This is a genomic window from Gordonia soli NBRC 108243 (genome assembly GCF_000334455.1).
Classification (GTDB): Bacteria; Actinomycetota; Actinomycetes; order Mycobacteriales; family Mycobacteriaceae; genus Gordonia; species Gordonia soli.
Genome location: NZ_BANX01000002.1, coordinates 135,690 through 157,594, shown reverse-complemented (window position 1 = coordinate 157,594; position 21,905 = coordinate 135,690). Strand labels below are relative to the sequence as shown.

At 69.1% G+C, this 21,905-nt stretch carries 23 protein-coding genes; 18 read left to right on the top strand and 5 right to left on the bottom strand.

Features of this window, described 5'->3' with window-relative positions:
- Positions 1–31 precede the first annotated feature (31 nt).
- The 6 genes from GS4_RS01225 to cofG all read left to right on the top strand — a co-directional run bounded on the left by GS4_RS01225 (position 32) and on the right by cofG (position 7,366).
- A complete protein-coding gene (locus GS4_RS01225) occupies positions 32–1,981 on the top strand; it encodes an ABC transporter family substrate-binding protein (protein ID WP_040508962.1) in 1,950 nt (649 codons plus the stop codon).
- Entirely contained in the window at positions 1,978–2,871 is an 894-nt protein-coding gene (mshB, locus tag GS4_RS01220; RefSeq protein ID WP_040508960.1) for an N-acetyl-1-D-myo-inositol-2-amino-2-deoxy-alpha-D-glucopyranoside deacetylase, read from the top strand. The genes GS4_RS01225 and mshB overlap by 4 nt, the downstream gene beginning before the upstream one ends.
- A complete protein-coding gene (locus GS4_RS01215; RefSeq protein WP_007616655.1) occupies positions 2,871–3,254 on the top strand; it encodes a hypothetical protein in 384 nt (127 codons plus the stop codon). Before mshB ends, GS4_RS01215 begins: the two co-directional genes overlap by 1 nt.
- A 118-nt stretch (positions 3,255–3,372) precedes the next feature.
- Entirely contained in the window at positions 3,373–4,494 is a 1,122-nt protein-coding gene (locus GS4_RS01210) for a hypothetical protein (RefSeq protein ID WP_007616653.1), read from the top strand.
- Entirely contained in the window at positions 4,491–6,110 is a 1,620-nt protein-coding gene (locus GS4_RS01205) for a flavin-containing monooxygenase (RefSeq protein WP_007616651.1), read from the top strand. The genes GS4_RS01210 and GS4_RS01205 overlap by 4 nt, the downstream gene beginning before the upstream one ends.
- The gene (gene cofG, locus GS4_RS01200) at positions 6,107–7,366 is read left to right on the top strand and encodes a 7,8-didemethyl-8-hydroxy-5-deazariboflavin synthase CofG (RefSeq protein ID WP_007616649.1); all 1,260 of its coding nucleotides are present in this window, start codon (positions 6,107–6,109) and stop codon (positions 7,364–7,366) included. The genes GS4_RS01205 and cofG overlap by 4 nt, the downstream gene beginning before the upstream one ends.
- A gap of 44 nt (positions 7,367–7,410) precedes the next feature.
- Here cofG and GS4_RS01195 read toward each other — a convergent pair whose 3' ends face one another.
- Positions 7,411–7,776, bottom strand: coding sequence for a rhodanese-like domain-containing protein (locus tag GS4_RS01195; RefSeq protein ID WP_007616647.1), 366 nt, complete (start codon positions 7,774–7,776; stop codon positions 7,411–7,413).
- A 13-nt stretch (positions 7,777–7,789) separates the two neighbouring features.
- On the bottom strand, positions 7,790–8,434 hold the full coding sequence (locus GS4_RS01190; protein WP_007616645.1) for a cupin domain-containing protein: 645 nt from the start codon (positions 8,432–8,434) through the stop codon (positions 7,790–7,792).
- Positions 8,435–8,845: 411 nt separating this feature from the next.
- Between GS4_RS01190 and fdxA the strand changes: the two genes are divergently transcribed.
- Entirely contained in the window at positions 8,846–9,178 is a 333-nt protein-coding gene (gene fdxA, locus GS4_RS01185; RefSeq protein WP_007616643.1) for a ferredoxin, read from the top strand.
- 10 nt (positions 9,179–9,188) lie between these two features.
- Positions 9,189–10,310 carry a succinyldiaminopimelate transaminase gene (dapC, locus tag GS4_RS01180; RefSeq protein ID WP_007616641.1) on the top strand — a complete coding sequence of 374 codons (1,122 nt, stop codon included), beginning with the start codon at positions 9,189–9,191 and terminating at the stop codon, positions 10,308–10,310.
- 248 nt (positions 10,311–10,558) lie between these two features.
- On the opposite strand, the gene dapD is transcribed toward dapC, so the two are convergent.
- The 3 genes from dapD to GS4_RS01165 form a co-directional block, all read right to left on the bottom strand.
- The gene (gene dapD, locus GS4_RS01175; RefSeq protein WP_007616639.1) at positions 10,559–11,524 is read right to left on the bottom strand and encodes a 2,3,4,5-tetrahydropyridine-2,6-dicarboxylate N-succinyltransferase; all 966 of its coding nucleotides are present in this window, start codon (positions 11,522–11,524) and stop codon (positions 10,559–10,561) included.
- A gap of 61 nt (positions 11,525–11,585) precedes the next feature.
- Entirely contained in the window at positions 11,586–12,617 is a 1,032-nt protein-coding gene (locus GS4_RS01170) for an LLM class F420-dependent oxidoreductase (protein ID WP_007616637.1), read from the bottom strand.
- A 171-nt stretch (positions 12,618–12,788) separates the two neighbouring features.
- Entirely contained in the window at positions 12,789–13,211 is a 423-nt protein-coding gene (locus tag GS4_RS01165; protein WP_157226442.1) for a hypothetical protein, read from the bottom strand.
- A gap of 132 nt (positions 13,212–13,343) precedes the next feature.
- Between GS4_RS01165 and GS4_RS01160 the strand changes: the two genes are divergently transcribed.
- The 10 genes from GS4_RS01160 to GS4_RS25040 all read left to right on the top strand — a co-directional run bounded on the left by GS4_RS01160 (position 13,344) and on the right by GS4_RS25040 (position 21,900).
- Complete coding sequence (locus GS4_RS01160) at positions 13,344–13,928, top strand: FKBP-type peptidyl-prolyl cis-trans isomerase (RefSeq protein WP_007616633.1); 585 nt, start codon at positions 13,344–13,346, stop codon at positions 13,926–13,928.
- Positions 13,929–14,007: 79 nt separating this feature from the next.
- Positions 14,008–14,598 carry a DM13 domain-containing protein gene (locus GS4_RS01155; RefSeq protein ID WP_007616631.1) on the top strand — a complete coding sequence of 197 codons (591 nt, stop codon included), beginning with the start codon at positions 14,008–14,010 and terminating at the stop codon, positions 14,596–14,598.
- Positions 14,599–14,673: 75 nt separating this feature from the next.
- Positions 14,674–15,789, top strand: coding sequence for a succinyl-diaminopimelate desuccinylase (gene dapE / locus GS4_RS01150; RefSeq protein ID WP_007616629.1), 1,116 nt, complete (start codon positions 14,674–14,676; stop codon positions 15,787–15,789).
- Between the two features lie 85 nt (positions 15,790–15,874).
- Positions 15,875–16,726 carry an LOG family protein gene (locus GS4_RS01145; protein ID WP_007616627.1) on the top strand — a complete coding sequence of 284 codons (852 nt, stop codon included), beginning with the start codon at positions 15,875–15,877 and terminating at the stop codon, positions 16,724–16,726.
- Positions 16,723–17,259, top strand: a complete 537-nt coding sequence (locus GS4_RS01140) for an LOG family protein (RefSeq protein WP_007616625.1) — start codon at positions 16,723–16,725, stop codon at positions 17,257–17,259. The genes GS4_RS01145 and GS4_RS01140 overlap by 4 nt, the downstream gene beginning before the upstream one ends.
- 113 nt (positions 17,260–17,372) lie before the next feature.
- Positions 17,373–19,151 carry a long-chain-acyl-CoA synthetase gene (locus GS4_RS01135; protein WP_007616621.1) on the top strand — a complete coding sequence of 593 codons (1,779 nt, stop codon included), beginning with the start codon at positions 17,373–17,375 and terminating at the stop codon, positions 19,149–19,151.
- A 62-nt stretch (positions 19,152–19,213) separates the two neighbouring features.
- Positions 19,214–20,077 carry a dihydropteroate synthase gene (gene folP, locus GS4_RS01130; RefSeq protein WP_007616620.1) on the top strand — a complete coding sequence of 288 codons (864 nt, stop codon included), beginning with the start codon at positions 19,214–19,216 and terminating at the stop codon, positions 20,075–20,077.
- Positions 20,074–21,099 (top strand): glucosyl-3-phosphoglycerate synthase, encoded by a 1,026-nt coding sequence (locus tag GS4_RS01125; RefSeq protein WP_007616618.1) that lies wholly within the window; start codon positions 20,074–20,076, stop codon positions 21,097–21,099. The genes folP and GS4_RS01125 overlap by 4 nt, the downstream gene beginning before the upstream one ends.
- 108 nt (positions 21,100–21,207) lie before the next feature.
- Entirely contained in the window at positions 21,208–21,570 is a 363-nt protein-coding gene (locus tag GS4_RS01120) for a DivIVA domain-containing protein (protein WP_051989584.1), read from the top strand.
- 162 nt (positions 21,571–21,732) lie between these two features.
- On the top strand, positions 21,733–21,900 hold the full coding sequence (locus tag GS4_RS25040; RefSeq protein WP_004019232.1) for a DUF3117 domain-containing protein: 168 nt from the start codon (positions 21,733–21,735) through the stop codon (positions 21,898–21,900).
- Positions 21,901–21,905 lie beyond the last annotated feature (5 nt).

The window sequence follows — 21,905 nt, the reverse complement described above, 5'->3', positions numbered from 1 at the left end:
TGACGCCGCTGGCGTTGGATCGGACGACGCGATGGGGGTGTCGGTGAGTCGTAGGCGCTCGATGTCGAGGGCAGCCTCGACGAGCCGACGTGGTCTCCTGCCGGTCGTGTGCACGGTCGCGCTGCTCGTGCTGGCCGGCTGCATGTCGGATCCGCCTCCGCCAGTGCAGGAGTCGGCGCCGCCCGCGACCCCGACCGAGTATCCGACCGAGAAGACGGTCTACGTGGCCACCAACTCGATCGGCAGCGGGTTCAACCCGCACATCGCCGCCGATCAGAGTCCGGTCACCACCGCCATCGCAGCGATGACGCTGCCCAGCGCCTTCGATCCGATCGCGACACCGACCGGTGTGCAGTGGCGCAAGCAGGACGCACTGCTGACCTCGGCGGAGGTGACCTCACAGAGCCCGTTCACGGTCACCTATCGGATCCACAACGACGCGCAGTGGTCCGACGGGCTCCCGGTCACCGGCGACGACTTCGTCTATCTCTGGCAGCAGATGTCGCGACAGCCGAACGTGGTGGCGCCCGCCGGGTACAGACTCATCGACGGCGTGCAGTCCAGCGGTGGCGGCAAGACCGTCGAGGTGCGTTTCGCGTCGCCGTATCCGGCGTGGCGTGAACTGTTCACCGGTCTGCTGCCCAGCCACGTGCTGCGTGGCGCGCCCGCCGGGTTCCAGACCGGTATGGACAGCGGCAAGCCGGTGTCGGCCGGACCCTACGCGGTCGTCGGCATCGACCCGACCCGCGACGAGGTCCGTCTGGTCCGCAACGACCGGTACTGGATGAAGCCACCCGATCTCGATCAGGTGGTCCTCCGACGAGCAGGTACGGCGCCGCAGATGGTCGAGTCGATCCGTTCCGGCGACTCGTCCATCGCCGCGCTGGGCAGTGGACCTGCCATCGCCGCCGAGCTGGGTGCGGTGCCGGGCACCGAGACCCAGCGGAGCCCCACCTCGCGCGCCCTCGCCGTCAGTGCCAACACCCGTACGTCGACGATGTCCGACCGCGCCGTCCGGCAGGCGGTACTCGGGCTGATCGACTCCGGGCTGGTCTCGTTCGCATCCGCGGGTGACGACATCGTCACGCCCTTCGCCAACCCCGTCTTCGCACCCACCGACCCCGGGTACTTCCCGGTGGACCGGCGCAGGCGCGGGCCGGGTGAGGTCGCCGACCTGCTCTCGTCGGCGGGATACCAGCGGGTCGAGGAGAACGCACCCGCCGAGACGCCGTCCGCATCCGGCGGGCAGCCGTCGGCGTCACGCGATCCGGGTGCCGGCTCATCCGCCCCGCGTTCGTCGGCTCCCAGTTCCGGCGCACCCAGTTCTGCGAGCCAGCCGACCACCGTCGACGGCACCGAGATCAAGCCGCTCCCGTCGGGGGTCGCCCCCTTCCGCAAGGACGGCAAGGATCTGACGGTCCGCGTGGGCGCGATCAGCGGCGACCAGAAGTCGACCTCGGCGGCAGCCAACATCGCCGACCAACTCCGGGGCGCAGGCATCAAGGCCGCGGTTGTGGCTTTGCCCAACAACGAGCTGTACGGCGTCGCGCTGACCAACTCCCGCGTCGACCTGGTGGTCGGTTGGACGGGGCTGGGTGTCCCGCCGGCCGCGTCACTGGCCTCGCAGGTCGACTGCGACCGTCCGAAGCCGGGAACGGCACCCTCGTTCAGCACACCGCCGACGCCCACCAGCGCCGCGCCGGGGCAGCCGAGCAGCGGTGACGACGACTCGTACGCCAGCAACATCTCCGGTCTGTGCGATCCGACCCTGATCGACCTCGCGCGTCGAGCGCTCACCGAATCCGACCCCACCGGCACCCTCACCGAGGCCGAGCCGCTGTTCAGCGCCCAGTCGGTGTACCTGCCGATCTACCAGGACTCGATGCTCGTCGGCGTCACCCAGAAGGTCCGCAACGTCCCGCTGTCGGGTCCCATCCAGGTGGCGATCTTCGGCAACGCCGTGTCCTGGGAACTCGAGTGAGCGCATCGGCCGGGAGCGGTTCTGGGACACGGCGTCTGGTGCTGCTGCACGCGCACCCCGACGACGAGTCGATCATGACCGGGGGAGTCATCGCGGCCGAGCTCGCGGCCGGTACCGAGGTGGTCGTCGTCACCTTCACGCTGGGTGAAGAGGGCGAGGTCATCGGCGATGAGTGGGCACAGCTGATCGCCGACGGTGGCGCGGATCAGCTCGGCGGGTATCGGATTCTCGAACTCACCCGCGCCTTGGCCGCACTGTCGCCGCCCGACCGCCTGCCGTTGCGACCGCGGTTCCTCGGTGGCGCCGGACGATGGCGCGACTCGGGTATGGCCGGATCGCCCGCCGCCGACCATCCCCGGGCGCTGGTCAACGCGCCGGAGGCCGATCCCGTCGACGCACTCGTGTCGATCCTGGCCGAGATCGCACCGCAAGTCGTCATCGGTTACGACGCCGCGGGCACCTACGGGCACCCCGATCACAAGATGGTCCACGAGGTCGCCGAGAAAGCCGTGCCGATCGCCGAGGCCCGGCTCGGCCGGGCGATTAAGCTCTATCACTCGGTCACCGAGCAGTCGGCTCTGCGGGCGGGACTTGCCGCAGCCGCCGATCGCGTGCCCGCCGGGTGGCGGTTCCCCGCCCCCGACGACCTGCCGAGCTATCGCGACGACGAGATCACCACCGAGATCGACATCCGCGAGGTGTACGAGCGCAAGGTCGAGGCGCTGCGGGCGCATGCCACCCAGGTGACGGTCGCTCCCTCGGGGACCGAGTTCGCCCTGTCCAACGACATCCTGCAACCGATCACCGACCACGAACACTTCATCCTGGTCGGCGGCACCCGCCCTGCCGACGGCAGTCGGGAGACCGACCTGTTCGCGGGGGTCGTCTGATGCGTCTCGTCGACAAGATCCTCCTCGCGGTGTTGACCGTCGACGGCCTCGTCATCGGCATCCTGTCGGTGGCCTTCGTATACCAGCGGTTCGGCGGCGTCGCGTGGCCGGTCGCAGCCGTCGTCGCCGGAGTGCTCAACGCCTCGCTGCTGTGGCTGGCGGCCGGGTTCACCGACTCCGGACTGCGGTACGCCCCACTCGTGGCGTGGTTGCTCGCCCTGACCATCGGTGCGATGCCGGGACCAGGCGGCGACCTGGCACTCGTCCCGCAGGGCACCACTTTCCTGCCGACGGTCCTGCTCTTGGTGATCGGTGTCGGGGTACCGGTGGCGCTGTCGTGGTCGGGACGGTTGCCGAGTCCGCGGCGCGACCGCCCCGCCTGACGGAGGACCTGGCCACCGCGCGACTCGACGATTCATCCTGCGAGAGAATCCGAGCAGGTCAGCATGTGTCCCACCGGGCCGGACGAGGATCTGTCGAGTCGGTGATTAGAGTGAGGGGATGGTCCTGCGGGAGTGGGCCCGGGACGACCTCGCCCCGGTCGCAGACGTTCGGGCGGCCCTGCGCCGCGTTGCTGTCGACCCCTCGGCTCTCACCGACGACGAATGGGTCGCGCTGCTGGGCGCCGACGGCGACGAACTCGAGGAACTCGCAGCCCTCGCCGATGCAGCGCGTCGCCGGTCGGTGTCGGATCCCGAGGCGTTGACCTTCGTCGTCAATCGCAACATGGAGACCGCGTCGGTGGTCGATGCGACGTCTCCGACGGTCGAGGACCTCGCGCGTGAGGCCTGGCATCTCGGTGCGACCGAGATCTGCATCCAGGGTCCGCTACCCGTCGAGGCCGATGCCGACGGCTACCTCGACCTCATCCGACGCATCCACGGCGCCGCCCCCGGCCTGCACCTGCACGCCTTCCGGCCGCCCGAGATCGTCGATGCCGCCGCACGCCGCGGCATCACCGTCGCCGACTTCCTGACCGAAGCGCGCGACGCGGGGCTCGGTTCGGTCCCGGGCACGGCCGCCCAGGTCCTCGACGACGAGGTGCGCTCGGCGCTGTCCGGTGGGATGGCGCCACCGGTGGACGACTGGGTCGAGGTGATCACCACCGCCCACCGGTCGGGACTATTCTCGACCGCCACGCTGTTGTACGGCCATGTGGAAACGCCGGTACACCAGGTCCGACACCTCCGTCGGTTGGTCGAGATCCAGCGCAGCACAAAAGGGTTCAGTGAGTTGATCGTGATGCCGCTGCTGCCGCAGAACGCACCGCCGCCGGTCGCGGGGATCGCTGGAGCGACGGTCTCGCGCCGGGAGACCCGTGCGGTACACGCCGTGGCCCGACTCATGACGGTCGGCGCCTTCGATCACCTGCAGGTCGCGTGGACCAAGGTCGAACCCGACACGGTCGACATGCTCCTGCGCGGTGGGGCCGACGACCTCGGTGGACTGCTGCTCGACGGCCTCCTCCGTCCCGATGCCGGTCAGGAGGCCGGCCGTGAACTCGATCTCGACGAGGTGGGCGCCATCGCCGATCGTGCGGGCCGCACACCGCGTCAGCGCACCACGGCCTACACCGCGCCTCCGGCCGATCGAACCCTGCCGTTGCCGCGGGTCCGCGCGTGAGCTCGCGCGCCGACGCTCCCGACGCCCAGGACGTCGATGTCGCCATCGTCGGTGCCGGTTTCGCCGGGATCGGCATGGCCACTCAGCTGGCGCGCCGCGGACGGGAATCGTTCGTCCTGCTCGAGCGCGCGGATGCGGTCGGGGGGACCTGGCGTGACAACGTCTATCCCGGCATCGCCTGCGACGTGCCGGCCCATCTCTACTCGTTCTCGTTCCGGCCCGCCGGTGACTGGGGGTCGGTGTTCCCCAGCGGCGCCGACATCCGGGACTATCTCCAGCGCACCGTCGATGACGAAGGCCTGAACCCGCACATTCGGCTGCGGTGCGAGCTGCTCGATGCGCACTGGGACGCCGACACCGGCCGGTGGTACCTCGTCACCGGCACCGGGCTCGTCCGGGCACGTGTCTTCGTGATGGCGGTCGGCCGCTTGTCGGAGCCGCGGATGCCCGAGGTCGAGGGATTGGACTCCTTCACCGGCGAGATCGTCCACACCGCGCAGTGGCGTCCGGATGTCGCCGTGGCAGGAGCTCGGATCGGGGTGGTGGGCACCGGGGCGTCGGCGATCCAGCTGATCCCGCACCTGGCCGCGGACGCCGAGGAACTGGTGGTGTTCAGCCGGACCGCTCCCTACGTCGTACCTCGCAACGACCGCGTCTACACCGAGGACGAGCGTGACGAGCTCCGGGACCCCACCGCAGCATCGGCTTTGCGAGAGCGACTGCTCACGGACGCGGACAAGGCCTTTCGGCAACGACTGGGGTTGCACCCCGAGATCGACGAGATCCGCGACCGCGCGCTCGGACATCTCGCGGCCCAGGTGCCCGATGCGCGGCTGCGGGAGATCCTCACCCCCGACTACGAGATCGGCTGCAAGCGCATCCTGCTCAGTGACGACTTCTATCCGACGCTGCTGCGATCCGACGTCGTCTTCGAGGCGAGCGCGCTCGACAGCGTGGTCGAGAGCAAGGCAAGGGCGCAGAGCGGCAACACCTACGATCTCGACATCCTGGTGATGGCAACCGGATTCGAGGCCAGTCGGCCGCCGGCCGCAGGTCGGATCCGAGGATGTGACGGGCTGCTGCTCGCCGACCACTGGGCAGACGGGATGGTGTCGTACGCGTCGACCTCGGTCAGCGGGTTCCCCAACATGTTCGTGCTCGACGGACCGAATGCCGCGCTGGGCCACAATTCGGCCATCTACATGATCGAGACCCAACTCGACTACGTGCTCGGCGCAGTCGATTTCCTGTCGCGCGACGCCGAGAGTTCGCTGGAGGTCTCGGCGTCGGCGGAGGTGGAGTACACCAGGGAGATCGACGAACGCAGCGCATCCACGGTGTGGATGACCGGTTGCGGCAGTTGGTATGTCGATCCCCGCAGTGGTCGGCTGACCCTGTTGTGGCCGGGCACCGCGGTCTCGTTCCGAGAACGCAACGGAGTGTTCGACCCAGGTCCGTATCGGGTGACGACCGTGGGTGCCGATCGACCGGGATCGGCCCACCACGCGACCACCCCCGTACTCGCCGGTGCGCCGCGAGCGACCGGCGGCGGCCACGGGAGATCGGTGGAGCCACGGCACATCAGGCAGATCCGACGATCGGAGGAGCATCGATGAGCGACACGGATATCGACCCCGGACGTATCAGGGGTGCACTGGATGCCGCCCACGGCGGTGGCCGGATCGGCGTCGAGGTCGCGACCGCGCTGCTGGCCGCGTCCGGCGAACAACTCGTCGAACTCCAGGGCATCGCCGGTCGGCTACGCGACGAAGGACTGATCGCGATCGGGCGCGACCGGCAGATCACGTACTCGCGCAAGGTCTTCATCCCGTTGACCCGGTTGTGCCGGGACCGCTGCCACTACTGCACCTTCGTCACCGTGCCCGGCAAGCTGACCCGCGCCGGCCAGGGCATGTACCTCGAGATCGACGAGGTGGTCCGTCTGGCGCGCGAGGGCGCCCGACTCGGTTGCAAGGAAGCGCTGTTCACCCTGGGCGACCGCCCGGAGGACCGCTGGTCGCAGGCCGGTGAGTGGTTGTCCGAACGTGGCTACTCGTCGACACTGGACTACGTGCGGGCGGCCGCCGTGGCGGTGCTGACCGAGACCGGGCTGCTGCCGCACCTCAATCCCGGCGTCATGAGTGCGGAGGAGATCCACCGCCTTCGTCCGGTGGCGCCGTCGATGGGCATGATGCTCGAGACGACCTCTCGCCGACTGTTCACCGAGAAGGGGCAGCCGCACTACGGGAGTCCCGACAAGGATCCGCTGGTGCGGTTGCAGGTGCTCCGTGACGCGGGCGCCGAGAAGGTACCGTTCACCACCGGCATACTGGTCGGCATCGGTGAGAGCCTCACCGAGCGAGCCGAATCCATCGTCGCGATCGCCGACATCGCGCGCGAACACGATCACATCCAAGAGGTGATCATCCAGAACTTCCGCGCGAAGCCGGACACCGCGATGCGGTCGACCCCAGATGCCGAGATGTCGGAATTCCTCGCCGCGGTGGCGGTCGCACGAGTGGTGCTCGGCGCCGACATGCGCGTGCAGGCACCGCCGAACCTGGTGTCCCGTGCGGAGTGTGCGGCGCTCATCGCATCGGGCATCGACGACTGGGGCGGTGTCTCGCCACTCACCCCCGACCACGTGAACCCCGAACGGCCGTGGCCCAACCTGGACACCCTGGCCGAGATCACCGCCGAGTCGGGATACGTTCTGGCCGAGCGCATCACGGCCCAGCCGCGTTATGTGCTGGCCGGTGACGACTGGATCGACCCGTCACTGCGCGGTCATGTCGACGCGGTGGCCGATCCGGTCACCGGCCTGGCCGCCGACACGATCCCGGCCGGACGGCCGTGGCCGGCGGTCGCCTGAGCAACTGTCGCCGGTGACGCCGGACCGTGCGGCGATCGGGCAGGTCAGGAGCCGACGGCGGCGAGAGCTTCGTAGCCGCCGATCACATCGGTGGCCCGATGCAGGCCGAGGTCCTGGAGGGCCGCCGCGGCGAGACTCGAGGTGTAGCCCTGTTGGCACAGGATGATCCACCGGACGTCGTGATCGACTGCCTCCGGGATCTTCGCGTCGCTCGCCGGGTCACATCGCCATTCCAGGACGTTGCGCTCGATCACCAGGGCCGCCGACGACTCGCCCTCGGCAGCTCGCTGCGCTGCCGGGCGGATGTCGACCAGGATGGCGCCGTTCGCGAGTTCCGCGGCCACGTCGTCGGCCTCGATGCGGTTCAAGCGCTCGCGCGCCTGCGCCAAGATGTCGTCGATGGTCGGCACAGCTGTCGCTCCGTCACTCGGGTTGGTCGGTCAACTCCGTGCGCGTGCGTCGCAGGCTCTGGGTCTCGGTGACCTCGTAGTACGACATCGCGGTCAGCGGTGGCGAGTAGGCGTGCACGCTCAGGGTGGGCACGTGGCCGATCGGTGCCGACGAACTCGGTGCCGACGAACTCGGTGTCGGGGAGGTCGGTGCCGAAGCGGACTGCCGTGCCCACTCCGGATTGTGCACCACGTCGTGCACCCATCCCAGCGGGAAGGCGGCCTGATCGCCCTCGTCCAGGACCCGCAGGCGCAGATCCTTGCCGGTCCAACGGTATTCGCGCAAGGAACCGGACAACACGGTGAGTGCGCCCAGCGAGCCCGCGTGGTCGTGGAGGTCGGTCGCCTCGTCCGGGGTCCAGCTGATCAGCCAGAGGTCGAGGTCGTCGTCGGATTCCAGGCGTGCCGACCAGCGGTGCACCGGGTCCCACGCCGAGGGCAGGAGGTCGTCGTAGCGCCCGTCGAGGACGTCGGCGACGCCCTGATCGGTGATGCGCAGGAGGTCGGCCGGCCGCAGACGGGTCGGCAGGTGCGCCGGGCGGGTGTGGCCGAGATGCAGGTCACGCGTGGCGTCGAAGGACGACGAGGTGCGCAGCGAAGAGGGGAGTGTGGAGGTCATCTGTGGTCTCCGGGGTCGACGCGAATCGGGGGGTGACGAGGCATGCGTCAGCTCGGACAGTGACGCGATGTCGGCCCGTCTCCCTGGACCAGCCGCATGCGGCGTGGTCGTTCGCTTTCGATCACGCCGTACATCATGCGCCTGCACTCTCTGGATCGACCACTGTTGATCGCAGTGTGATTTCAATTACGGCAGGCCCCGGACAGGGCCGTTTCCGCGCCCCGTTGTCGTTTCCCCGACGGCAGGACGGATACTCTTGCAGGCGGACTCCCATGCGATCGTCTCGTGTGGTGAGACCTGGCCTCCACCCGTCTGTCAGACGCGCATCCAGCCCATGCGTGGTCACGCCGGCGCCCCGGGTGGTCGGCGGCGAGACCCGGGCCCGGCGACGAGCGTGCAGCGAAGGAGAGTGTGGTGACGTACATCATCGCGGAGCCTTGCGTCGACGTCCTCGACAAGGCCTGCGTCGAAGAGTGCCCGGTGGACTGCATCTACGAGGGAAATCGGATGCTCTACATCCAGCCCGACGAATGCGTCGACTGTGGTGCCTGTGAACCGGTGTGCCCGGTCGAGGCGATCTTCTACGAGGATGACGTGCCCGACGAGTGGGAGCCGTACGTCAGCGCGAACGCCGACTTCTTCGACGACCTCGGGTCGCCCGGTGGGGCGAGCAAGGTCGGCAAGACCGACCTGGATGCGGCCTTCATCAAGGGGCTGCCCCCGATGAACTCCGAAGAGGACTGACAGCGGCACGGTGAGCACAGCGGACGACGTGCGCGCAGCGCGACGGGTGAGCAGCCGGCTCCCGGACTTCCCGTGGGACACCATCGCGGAGGCCAAGAGCCGTGCCGCCGCGCACCCGGACGGGATCGTCGACCTGTCGGTCGGCACCCCCGTCGATCCCGTCGATCCGCTCATCCGGGAGGCGCTGGCCGCCGCATCGGAATTCCCTGGCTACCCGACGACGGTCGGCACCCTCGCGCTGCGTGAGGCGGCCGCGGGTGCGCTCGTCCGTCGCTACGGGGCGAGCGACGTCGACGAATCGTCGGTGCTGCCGGTGATCGGCACCAAGGAGGCCATCGCCGGCCTGGTGTCGACGCTCGGCGTCGGTCCGGGAGAGACCGTGGTGATCCCCGAGGTCGCCTACCCGACCTACGAGGTCAGTGCGTTGCTCGCCGGTGCGCGACCGGTGCGCGCCGACTCCACGATCGCGCTCGGGCCGAGCACTCCCGCAGTTGTCTTCATCAACTCGCCGTCCAACCCGACCGGCAAGGTGCTCGGTGTCGAGCATCTGCGCAAGGTCGTCGGATGGGCGCGTGAACGCGGCGCCATCGTGGTCTCCGACGAGTGTTACCTGGGCCTGGCCTGGGACGCCGAGGCGGTCTCGGTGCTCGACCCGCGGGTCAGCGACGGCGACCACACCGGGCTGCTCGCCGTGCACTCGCTGTCGAAGGTCTCCAACCTGGCGTCCTACCGGGCCGGATTCCTCGCCGGTGATCGTGACCTCGTCGCCGAACTGCTCGCGGTCCGCAAGCATTCCGGTCTGATCGTCCCGTTCCCGATCCAGGGGGCGATGACCGTCGCCCTCACCGACGACGCCCACGTCGACGCGCAGCGTGCGCGCTACGCGCGGCGTCGGGACGTGTTGCGTGCCGCCGTGCTCGGTGCGGGATTCACCATCGACCACTCCGAGGCGGGGCTCTACCTCTGGGCCACCCGAGGAGAGAGCGGGCGCGACACGGTCGCCTGGCTGGCCGAGCGCGGCATCCTGGCAGCGCCCGGCGACTTCTACGGACCGTCGGGCACCCAGCACGTGCGGATCGCGCTCACCGCGACCGACGAGCGCATCGCCGCGGCGGCGCAGCGTCTGGCCTGACCCGGTCTGATCCCGGACCCGTGCGTCGATCGTGCGCTCGAAACCGTTGACCGTGCGCTCGGAATCGTCGATCGTGCGGTCGGTTGGCCGCGCAGTGGTCATCAAGCGCACGATGAACGCTTCGTAGCGCACGATGAACGACTTCGGGTGCACGATGAACGACTGTGAGCGCACGGTCGACGACTCGGAGCGCACGGTCGACGGTGGACCGGGCCCGCGGTCGGTCGAGACCGGCCGCGGCGCGGGCGTCAGTTCTTGTGCAGGATCTCGTTGAGCGCGATGCCGTCGCCCTTCCACGGGCGGACCTCGACCGCGCCCGTGGTGCTGTTGCGACGGAACAGCAGATTCGACTGACCGGCCAGTTCGCGTGCCTTGACGGTCGATCCGTCTGGACCGGTCACCTTGGTGCCCGCGGTCACGTAGAGACCCGCCTCGATGACGACGTCGTCGCCGAGCGGGATGCCGCAGCCGGAGTTGGCGCCGAGCAGGCAGCGCTTGCCCAGCGAGATGATCTCCTTGCCGCCACCGGACAGCGTGCCCATCGTGGACGCGCCGCCACCGACATCCGAGCCGTCACCGACGACGACCCCGGCCGAGATCCGACCCTCGACCATCGACGAGCCGAGAGTGCCCGCATTGAAGTTGACGAAGCCCTCGTGCATCACGGTGGTGCCCGCCGACAAGTGGGCGCCGAGGCGGACGCGGTCGGCATCGCCGATGCGCACACCGCCGGGGAGGACGTAGTCGACCATGCGGGGGAACTTGTCGACACTGAGCACCGTCACCGGACCGCGTGCCCGCAGGCGGGTGCGGGTGGACTCGAAATCTGCCACGGCACAGGGACCGTGGTTGGTCCAGACCACGTTGGAGAGCAGGCCGAACTGACCCTCGAGGCTCAGCCCGTGTGGCTTGACCAGGCGGTGCGAGAGCAGGTGCAGCCGCAGGTACACGTCGTGAGCGTCCACAGGTGCCGCCGAGAGATCGGAGATCGTGGTGCGGACGGCGACGATCTTGACGCCCCGCGCGGTGTCGGTGCCCACCAGATCACGGAACTCGGCGGGGATGTCGTCGCCGGACAGTACCGAGGTCGCCGACTCGTCGGCGGTGTTCAACTCGGGAGCGGGGAACCAGGTGTCGAGCACGACCCCCGGATCGGCCGCACCTCCGTCGGTCACAGTGGCAATACCGGTCGCAATCGCACCATTCGTCGTCACGACAGCAGAGCCTACCGGCGGCCCCGGACCGTACTGCACACCCGACCCCGCCGCAGCCGGGCTACAGCAGGCCGGCCAACTGCTCCACCTCGGCCGCACTCCGCGGCGACACCAGCATCGTGGTCACGCCGGCAGCCTCCCAGCGCGCGACCTCGGAGCGGACGTGGTCCAGTGTCCCGACGATCGCGGAGTCGTCGACCACCTCGTCCGGGATGATCGCCGCCGCCTCGTCCTTACGCCCCGAACGGAAGAGCTCGGTCACCTCGTCGACCACGTCGGAGTAGCCCATCCGGCGGTAGACCTCGGCGTGGAAGTTGGTGTCCTCGCTGCCCATCCCGCCCATGTACAGGGCAAGGAAGGGCTTGATGAACGGCAGGGTGCCTGCCCGGTCGTCGGTGATCACGATCTGTGCGGTGGCGCAGATCTCGAAATCAGCACGTGAGCGTCGGGCACCCGGACGCGCGAATCCCTCGTCCAGCCAGCTGTTGTAGGTGTCGGCCATACGCGGGGTGAAGAACAGCGGCAGCCATCCGTCGGCGATCTCCGCGGTCAATGCGACGTTCTTCGGTCCCTCGGCACCGAGGAAGACCGGGATGTCGTTGCGTAGCGGATGCGTGATCGGCTTCAGCGGCTTGCCGAGGCCGGTCGTGCCCTCGCCCGACAACGGGAGCGGGTAGTGCGGGCCGTCGTTGGTGACGGGTGCCTCGCGAGCCCAGACCTGACGCATGATGTCGACGTACTCGCGGGTGCGGGCGAGCGGTTTCGCGAACGGCCGGCCGTACCACCCCTCGACCACCTGCGGCCCTGACACGCCGAGTCCGACGATGTGGCGACCACCGGACAGGTGGTCGAGGGTCAGCGCCGCCATCGCACAGGCCGTCGGCGTACGCGCCGAGAGCTGCAGCACCGATGTCCCGAGACGTACGCGTTCGGTCGACGAGCCCCACCAGGCGAGCGGGGTGTAGGCATCGGAACCCCATGCCTCCGCGGTGAACACGCTGTCGAAGCCGTGGCGTTCGGCGGCGGCGACGAGTTCGGCGTGGTTGTCGGCAGGCTGGGCGCCCCAGTAGCCGAGTTGCAGTCCGAGTTTCATGGTCCTCCTGATCGTGGTCGACGCCGGAACCCCGCGAGACGGGAGACGGGAGTCCGGGTGCGTCGTCAGTCTGCGCGATCGGGCCGACCGAGGACAGGGGTGGTCGTGGATTCGTCGTCGGCCCGAGGAGTCGGGGGGTCGGGGGTCGGTCGACGTCTGTGCCGACAGCGCTCAGCCGCAGTCGGACGTGAAGTCGGAGACCACCAGCAGGTACGCGTATCCGGCCATCGTCAGTGCGAGGGCGAGCAGCGCGAGGACGATCCGGACGGTCCGCCAGCGCGCGAACCGGTGACGACTGCGGAGGATCACGACCATCAGCACCGCGCCGACCGCGAGCATGATCGTGCTCGGGATGGCGATTCCCAGCGTCGCGGTGCGGAAGTCGGCGTCGCGCTCGGCAGCGCTGCCGTAGCTCGGGTCGCAGAAGTCGCCGCCACCGGAGGTCGACGCCACACTGAGGTAGACGGTGGCGAACGCGATCGCGGGGGAGACGCCGACGTAGAGCCACGCCCACAGGTCCACCAGCGTGGGGCGGACGGCATTCCAGATCGCGTCGCCCGGGGTGGCCTCGGCCTCGGGAGTCGGGGTGGTCATGCCCGCCGATGGTAGGTGTTCGACGGCCATCGCTCAGAGGACCGGGCAAACGGACCGGAAACGGTCGACGACCTGGCGAGATCGTGCCCGCGTGTGCCCGATGCCCGGCAGCGGGTCTGTTAGGTTGGCGCGATGGTCATCTCGCGCTTCGCGCTCGCCCTCGCCGCCTGCGGCGTCCTCGTCCTGAGCGCATGCTCGTCGACCGATTCCGCATCCTCGGAGTCGACCTCGAGTGCAGCCGGCAGTGACTCGACGACGTCGGCGACGGCGTGCCCGACGGCCGCAGGCAGCGCGGCACCCGAGTGGACCTACGACGGCTCCACCGGCAAGGTCGCGGTCACCGGATCGACCGACGAGGCCGCTCCCAAGGTCGACGTGACCACGCCGTTCGCGACCGACAAGACCGAGGTCCACGTCCTGCGCGAAGGAACGGGGCCCGTCGTCTCGCCGACCGCGACCGTCAGTGTCTGCTACGTCGGGGTCAACGGCCGCAACGGCTCGGTGTTCGACAGCAGCTACGACCGAGGTGCGCCCGAACAGTTCTCGCTCGACGGTGTCGTGCCCGGCTTCCAGAAGGCGATCGCGGGCCAGAAGGTCGGCTCCACCGTGGCGGTGGCGATGGTGCCCGCCGACGGTTACCCGGAGGGGGAGTCCAGCGCGGGCATCGAGAAGGGGGACACCCTCGTCTTCGCGCTGAAGATCCTCTCCGCGTCCTGACACCGGAGACGTCGCGGGTCGTCCTCCTACCGGCCGACACCCCTCGCGGTGGCCGGTCGTCGCCGCCTAGGGTCGGCGCATGAACCAGTCCGGTCCCGCACCGCGAGCGTCCGTGGCACCGCCCCCCGAACGTCGTCGTCGGTGGCCGTGGTTCGCCGGTGCCGCCGGCGTGATCGTCGTGGCGGTGGTGGTGGTCGGGGCCCTGGTGTTCCGACCGTGGCTCGTCTTCGTCGACACGACCGTCGACGACGAGATCCCGGTCGCGGCAAGCACTCCGGCGTCGGGGGTGCCGGTTCCCGGTGCGCCGACTGCGCGCCAGGGTCCGATCGTCCGGAAACAGGGCACGTTCATCTCGCACGAACACGACACCAGCGGAGAGGCTTCGGTCATCTCCAAGCCCGATGGCACCCGCGTGCTGGCCATCCGGGACCTCGACACCACGACCGGACCGGACGTCCATGTGTGGCTGTCGGCGGCCCCGGTGATCGCCGGTCGGGCGGGGTGGACCACTGCCGGTGGGGCCGACCACGTGGACCTGGGCTCGATCAAGGGCAATCGCGGTGATCAGGTCTATGAGATCCCCGCCGACACCGACCTCGCTCGCTTCGGAGCGGTCGTGCTGTGGTGCGAACGATTCTCGGTCTCCTTCGGCGCGGCCGAACTCACGTGAGGTGGTCCGATCCGCCGCCGGTGGGCGAGACGGCACCCCGGCCGGTGGTCGCGCCGCGTTGACTACGGTGGACCGGTGACGACCACACCGGCCCTGGACCTGCATGCCGACCCCGTCGACCTCACCGCCGCCCTGGTGGACATCGCGAGTGAGTCGCGTTCAGAGGAGACGATCGCCGACGCCGTCGAGGCGGCGCTGCGGGCTCAGACCACCGGATTCGAGATCCTCCGGCACGGAAATCGGGTGCTCGCCCGCACCGACCGCGGCCGCGATCGACGAGTGGTGCTGGCCGGGCACCTCGACACCGTGCCGGTGGCGGGCAACCTCCCGCATCGCCGCGAGCCCGATGGCGCGGAAGGCGACGTGCTGCACGGCTGCGGCACCGTGGACATGAAGTCCGGCGATGCCGTGTTCCTGCATCTCGCGGCGACTCTCACCGACCCGGGACCCGACCTGACGCTGATCTTCTACGACTGCGAGGAGATCGCCGCGAAGTACAACGGTCTCGGCGTGCTCGAGCGCGAACTGCCGGAGTGGCTCGACGGCGATGTCGCCATCCTGGGGGAGCCGACCGCCGGTCTCATCGAGGCGGGCTGCCAGGGCACCCTGCGCGTGCGGTTGCGGGCCACCGGCACCCGGTCGCACTCCGCGCGTTCCTGGATGGGCGACAACGCGATCCACAAACTCGCCGAGGCACTCGGTCTGCTCGCCGGCTACCGTCCGCGGCGCGTCGACATCGACGGCTGCGAGTACCGCGAGGGACTGTCGGCGGTGCGCGTCGGAGGTGGTGTCGCGGGCAACGTGATCCCCGACGAGGCCGGGATCGACGTCAACTTCCGCTTCGCCCCGGACCGCAGCATCGACCAGGCGCTCGACCACGTCCGCGAGGTGTTCGCGGGCCCGCTGTCGGCGGGCACGCTCGACATCGAGGTGACCGATTCCGCGGCGGGGGCACTGCCGGGCCTCGCCGATCCCGCGGCAGCTGCCCTGGTGGCCGCGGCCGACGGCGAGTTCCGTGCGAAGTACGGCTGGACCGACGTCTCCCGCTTCTCCGCCCGCGGCATCCCCGCGGTCAACCTCGGCCCCGGGGACCCCAACCTCGCCCATCGCGTCGACGAGCGGGTGCCGGTGGCGCAGATCCGACGCGTCACCGACATCCTGCGCTCCTACCTGACCGCACCCGCCGGCTGAACGGACCGTCTGCGGATCAGGAGCGCTCCCGACGCGCGATCGAAGCGTGCGGATCACCGAACCCCAGCTTGCTAGCGTGACCTCCATGTCGACCGACCCCAAGCCCACCCCCGACCCCCACTTCACGTCCGACGCCCCCGATCCGTCGAGCTCCGGTCGTCGGTTGCCGCCGCTGGAAGACGAGACCCAGGTCTGCTACATCGGCGCCACCCGGGTCCACCGGGGTCGCGACGAGATGGCGCAGACCACCGATCGTCGGCTGTTGGAGTGGGTCGATCCGGGTGACGACGCGCGTCGCAGCGAGCGGACGATGCGGGACTCCTGGCGGGTGCTGCGCATCCAGTCGGAATTCGTCGCGGGCTTCGACGCGATGAGTCAGGTCGGTCAGGCCGTCACCGTCTTCGGTTCGGCGCGACTGGACCCCGCAAGCGATGAGTACCGACTCGCCGTGGCCGTCGGCAAGGCACTCGGCGAGGCCGGGTACGCGGTGATCACCGGCGGCGGTCCGGGGGCCATGGAGGCCGCCAACCGCGGCGCCTGGGATGTCGGCGCCCAGTCGATCGGTCTCAACATCGAGCTGCCGTTCGAGCAGCACATCAACCAGTGGGTCGATCTCGGCATGAACTTCCGCTACTTCTTCGTGCGCAAGACGATGTTCGTGAAGTACGCGCAGGCCTTCGTCTGTCTGCCGGGCGGATTCGGCACACTCGACGAGCTCTTCGAGGCGTTGACCCTGGTGCAGACCAAGAAGGTGGTGCGGTTCCCGATCGTGCTCGTCGGCCGGGATCACTGGACCGGGCTCGTCGACTGGATGCGCGACGTCCTACTGGCGCGCAAGATGATCTCGCCGGACGACCTGGACCTGCTGCACATCGTCGACGATCCCGAGGAGGCCGTCGCGATCATCACCGCCGCAGGCCAGGCCGCCACCCGATGAGCGCGATCTGCGTTTACTGTGCGTCGGGTCCGGTGGACGAGCAGTTCACCGACCTCGCCGCCGACCTCGGCAGGGAGTTGGCGACGACCGGGCACACGGTCGTCTCCGGCGGCGGCAACGTCTCGATGATGGGGGCGCTCGCCGAGTCCGCGCGGGCCGCAGGCGGTCGGACGCTGGGCATCATCCCGCGCGGTCTGATGGAGCGTGAGGTCGCCGATCTGGGGGCCGACGAACTCGTGGTCACCGAGACGATGCGGCAGCGTAAACAAATGATGGACGACCGCGCCGACGGGTTCATCGCACTGCCCGGTGGCATCGGCACCCTCGAGGAACTTTTCGAGACGTGGACCGCCGGCTACCTCGGTATGCACGACAAGCCGGTGGTCCTGCTCGACCCCTTCGAGTTCTACACGCCGCTGCTGTCCTGGCTGCGAGATCTGTCCACCAGGGGGTTCGTCTCGACCACCGCTCTGGAACGCCTGCAGGTCTGCGATTCGGTGCCAACGGCGGTGGCACTTGCTACCGGCCGGTAAGGTGAGGCCAGGTTTGTCAACGTACGTTGTCACAGGGTGAGCGCTGGGGAGGCGCAGATGCTCGCGATCGCACTGTGGCGCAGCAGGTCGCACAGGCGGGAGCAACACACGTAATGACCACCAGTGACACCCACACCGGCGTCGGTATCGCGGACCTCATCCGGGGCGTGGTGAAGATGGCGCCGGAGGCGCCACAGATGATCAAGCACGCACCGGGTCTGATCCGGCGGCCACCGGAGGCCAAGCGCACGATCGGTCTCATCTTCCAGAAGCACGCGGCATCGCATCCCGACCGTCCGTTCGTGCGTTTCAACGGCCGCACCACCACCTACGGTGAGGCCAACCGTCGGGTCAACCGCTACGCGGCCGTCTTGTCGGAGAACGGCGTCCGTCAGGGCGACGTCGTCGCGCTGCTGTCGAAGAACAACCCCACTGATTTGCTGCTGATGCTGGCGACGGTCAAGCTCGGCGCAGTTGCCGGGATGCTCAACTACAACCAGCGCGGCGAGGTCATCGAGCACAGCATGTCGCTGCTGGGTGCGAAGGTCCTGATCCACGACCCCGACACCGCCGAGGCATTCGAGTCGATCCCGGAGTCGGCGCTGCCCGAGCACGTGTACGACTTCGCGGCGTTCGAGGAAGCGGCGACCGGCAAGCGTGAATCCGATCCGTCGGTGACCGCGACGCTGCCCGCGTCGACCAAGGCGTTCTACATCTTCACCTCCGGCACCACGGGGATGCCCAAGGCGTCGGTGATGAGCCACAACCGTTGGCTGGCGAGCATGTCGGGGATCGGTGGACTCGCCGTCCGACTGCGCCACAGCGACACCATGTACGTGCCGCTGCCGCTCTATCACAACAACGCGCTGTCGGTGTCTCTCGCGTCGGTGCTGGCGTCCGGTGCGTGCATCGCCATCGGCAGGCAGTTCTCGGCGTCGAAGTTCTGGGACGACGTGATCCTCAACCGCGCCACCGCGTTCTGTTACATCGGCGAACTGTGCCGGTACCTGCTGGCACAGCCGGAGAAGCCCACCGATCGCCAGCACTCCGTCCGCCTGGCCGTCGGCAACGGCATGCGCCCGGAGATCTGGGACGAGTTCACCGAGCGCTTCGGCATCGACCGGATCGTCGAGTTCTACGGTGCCAGCGAGCTGAACCTGGCCTTCGTCAACGCGTTCAGCGTCAAGCGCACCGCCGGTTTCTGCCCGCTGCCGTACAAGATCGTCGACTACGACGAGGACGGCGAACCCAAGCGCGACTCGTCGGGGCGGCTCACCGAGGTCGCCAAGGGCGGCGCCGGCCTGTTGATCTCGCAGATCAGCGACCGCGTGCCGCTCGACGGCTACACCGACTCCGAGGCCACCGAGAAGAAGGTGATCCGCGACGCCTTCGACGACGGTGACGCATGGTTCAACTCGGGAGATCTGGTCCGCGACCAGGGCTTCTCCCACATCGCGTTCGTCGACCGTCTGGGCGACACCTTCCGCTGGAAGGGCGAGAACGTGGCCACCACCCAGGTCGAGTCGGCACTGGACTCCTACGACGGTGTCGGGCAATCGGTGGTCTACGGCGTCGGTGTCGAGGGGACCGACGGCAAGGCGGGCATGGCCGCGGTGACCATCAAGGACGAGGCCTCGTTCGACCCGGCCAAGCTCGCGGTGCACCTCTACGACGAGCTGCCCGGTTACGCCGTTCCGCTCTTCATCCGCATCGTCGGCGAACTCGAGCAGACCTCGACGTTCAAGAACCGCAAGGTCGAATTGCGTGAGCAGGGGTACTCCGATGCCGGCGACGACACCGTCTACGTCCTCAAGGGACGGGGTGACGGTTACGTCGACTACTACGACGACTACGCCGGCGACGTCGCCGCGGCCAAGGTGCCCAAGGGCTGAGCCGGATCGCGCCCGGGGTCGCCGACCCCGGGCACCTCGGCCGCCGTCGTTACGCTGAACCCATGGACGCCACGCTCTGCGGACGCCCGGTGGCCACCGACCGCGCGCTGGTCATGGCCATCGTCAACCGGACACCCGACTCGTTCTACGACCGCGGCGCCGACTTCACCGACACCCGCGCCCAGGCGCGGGTGGACCGTGCCGTTGCCGAGGGGGCCGATATCGTCGACGTCGGCGGCGTCAAGGCGGGACCGGGCGAGGAGGTCGACACCGCCACCGAGATCGATCGCGTGGTGCCCATGATCGAGTGGATCCGCAACCGGCATCCGCACGTCCTCATCAGCGTCGACACCTGGCGCAGCGAGGTCGCCGCGCGCGCGTGCTCGGTCGGTGCAGACCTGATCAACGACACCTGGGCCGGGGCCGACCCCGATCTGGTCCGGATCGCCGCCGAGACCGGCTCGGGGATCGTGTGTTCGCACACCGGTGGGGCCACTGTCCGGACCCGACCACACCGCGTCGCCTACGACGACGTGGTTGCCGATGTGATCGCCGAGGTGACGCAAGCGGCCGAACGAGCCCTCGCGCTCGGCGTGTCGCGTGACGCGATCGTCATCGACCCGACCCATGACTTCGGCAAGAACACCCACCACGGGCTCGCCTTGTTACGCCACGTGAAAGATCTTGTTAATACCGGCTGGCCAGTGCTTATGGCGCTCAGCAACAAGGATTTCGTAGGGGAGACTCTGGGGGTGGATCTCGAACAACGGTTGGAGGGAACCTTGGCCGCGACGAGTCTGGCCGCCGCACACGGCGCCCGGATCTTCCGCGTGCACGAGGTCGCCGCCACCCGTCGTGTGGTCGACATGGTTGCTGCCATCGCGGGAACACGACCTCCCGCCCGAACAGTCAGGGGACTCGCATGACCAACCAGCATCGCCGAACCCGCCGTACCGTCACCGCTCACCGACCCACCAGCCTGTGGCCCGCCGCGGCCGACACCCCGGGTACCGAGCAGGAGTGGTCGTCGACCAACACCTGGGAGAAGCCCACCTGGACCGTCGACGAGCTCGTCGCCGCGAAGAACGGCCGCACCGTCTCGGTGGTGCTGCCCGCGCTGAACGAGGAGGAGACCGTCGCCGATGTGATCGCGACGATCCGTCCACTCGTAGGATCGCTCGTCGACGAACTGATCGTCCTCGACTCCGGCTCGACCGACGAGACCGCCGAACGGGCCCGCGCCGCGGGCGCACGGGTGATCTCTCGCGAGGAGGCCGTGCCCGGGATCGAGCCGGTCCGAGGCAAGGGCGAGGTGCTCTGGCGGTCGATCGCCGCCACCACCGGCGACCTGATCGCCTTCGTCGACTCCGACCTCATCGACCCCGACCCGATGTTCGTGCCCAAGATGCTGGGCCCGCTGCTGGTCGACCCGGCCGTGCATCTGGTGAAGGGCTACTACCGCCGTCCGCTGCGCACCGGTGGCACCCAGGAGGCCAACGGTGGCGGACGTGTCACCGAGTTGGTCGCCCGCCCGCTGTTGGCGTCGCAGAAGCCGGATCTCACCGCGGTCCTGCAGCCGCTGGGCGGTGAGTACGCCGGGACCCGCGAGATGCTCTCGTCGGTGCCGTTCGCGCCCGGCTACGGCGTCGAGATCGGCCTGCTCATCGACACCTACGACAACTACGGATTGGCCGGCATCGCGCAGGTCAACCTGGGGGTGCGCACACACCGCAACCGGCCGCTGGTCGAGTTGGGCGTGATGAGCCGACAGATCGTCGGGACCCTGATGCGCCGCTGTGGCCTGGATGACTCCGGTGTCGGGCTGACACAGTTCACCGCCGAGCCCGACGGCTCGTTCACACCGCACACCACGGATCTCTACCTCGAGGACCGACCCCCGATGAACAGCGTCGTGGCCACGGCCGACGCCGACGAGATCGCTTCCTGACGCCCGGCTTCGTCGCGGGAGCGGACGCCGCGCCCGCGCGAACAGATGTGACCGGCAGGCGGCCCGGCCGCGGGGATCCCGGCCGGGTGGTCTGCCACCATGGTGTCCATGCAGACGCTGCTGTTGTACCTGCTGATCATGGCGCTGGTGGTGGCCGCGGTGTTCGCGGTGGTGTGGTTCGTGTTCGGCCGGGCCGAGGACCTGCCTCCCCTGGAACCGACCACCACCCTGACCCGACTCCCGCGCGCAGGGATCACCGGCGCGGACGTCCGCGGCCTGCGCTTCGCCCAGGTGGTACGCGGATACAAGCAATCCGAGGTCGACTGGGCCCTCGAGAAGCTGGCCCGTGAACTCGACGAACTGAGGGGGGTGGTGCGTGATCTGCAGGCACGCGACGGCGCCTCGCATCCCGCCGGCGGAGCGTCGCGGCCGACGGCGGCCCCGGACACCGAGGGCTCGACTGGCACGTAGTCGCCGGGGACGGATCGTGCAGCACGTATCATGATCAACGGCACAGTGTGTCCGAGCGCTGCTCGGCCGCACTCCTGCGGCATCGCATCCGCACCGTTGCGGTCTCGGTCGCGGCGGGGTGTCGCTCGACTCCGGGTGGCGGAACTCTGAAGGGATTTGAGAATGGCGGCAATGAAGCCACGTACTGGGGATGGCCCTCTCGAAGCGGCCAAGGAGGGACGTGGGATCGTCGTTCGGATCCCCATCGAGGGCGGCGGGCGTCTCGTCGTGGAGCTGACCGCCGACGAGGCCGCAGCGCTGGGTGAAGAACTGCGCGGGGTCACCGGCTGAGCCCA

Coding starts and splice junctions, on each gene's coding strand:
- GS4_RS01170 (WP_007616637.1), bottom strand. CDS start 12,617: ATGAAACTCGGACTGCAACTCGGCTACTGGGGCGCCCAGCCTGCCGAC.
- GS4_RS01210 (WP_007616653.1), top strand. CDS start 3,373: ATGGTCCTGCGGGAGTGGGCCCGGGACGACCTCGCCCCGGTCGCAGAC.
- folP (WP_007616620.1), top strand. CDS start 19,214: ATGGACGCCACGCTCTGCGGACGCCCGGTGGCCACCGACCGCGCGCTG.
- GS4_RS01190 (WP_007616645.1), bottom strand. CDS start 8,434: ATGACCTCCACACTCCCCTCTTCGCTGCGCACCTCGTCGTCCTTCGAC.
- GS4_RS25040 (WP_004019232.1), top strand. CDS start 21,733: ATGGCGGCAATGAAGCCACGTACTGGGGATGGCCCTCTCGAAGCGGCC.
- GS4_RS01120 (WP_051989584.1), top strand. CDS start 21,208: ATGCAGACGCTGCTGTTGTACCTGCTGATCATGGCGCTGGTGGTGGCC.
- GS4_RS01215 (WP_007616655.1), top strand. CDS start 2,871: ATGCGTCTCGTCGACAAGATCCTCCTCGCGGTGTTGACCGTCGACGGC.
- GS4_RS01125 (WP_007616618.1), top strand. CDS start 20,074: ATGACCAACCAGCATCGCCGAACCCGCCGTACCGTCACCGCTCACCGA.
- cofG (WP_007616649.1), top strand. CDS start 6,107: ATGAGCGACACGGATATCGACCCCGGACGTATCAGGGGTGCACTGGAT.
- GS4_RS01160 (WP_007616633.1), top strand. CDS start 13,344: ATGGTCATCTCGCGCTTCGCGCTCGCCCTCGCCGCCTGCGGCGTCCTC.
- GS4_RS01155 (WP_007616631.1), top strand. CDS start 14,008: ATGAACCAGTCCGGTCCCGCACCGCGAGCGTCCGTGGCACCGCCCCCC.
- GS4_RS01140 (WP_007616625.1), top strand. CDS start 16,723: ATGAGCGCGATCTGCGTTTACTGTGCGTCGGGTCCGGTGGACGAGCAG.
- GS4_RS01165 (WP_157226442.1), bottom strand. CDS start 13,211: ATGACCACCCCGACTCCCGAGGCCGAGGCCACCCCGGGCGACGCGATC.
- GS4_RS01145 (WP_007616627.1), top strand. CDS start 15,875: ATGTCGACCGACCCCAAGCCCACCCCCGACCCCCACTTCACGTCCGAC.
- GS4_RS01225 (WP_040508962.1), top strand. CDS start 32: ATGGGGGTGTCGGTGAGTCGTAGGCGCTCGATGTCGAGGGCAGCCTCG.
- GS4_RS01135 (WP_007616621.1), top strand. CDS start 17,373: ATGACCACCAGTGACACCCACACCGGCGTCGGTATCGCGGACCTCATC.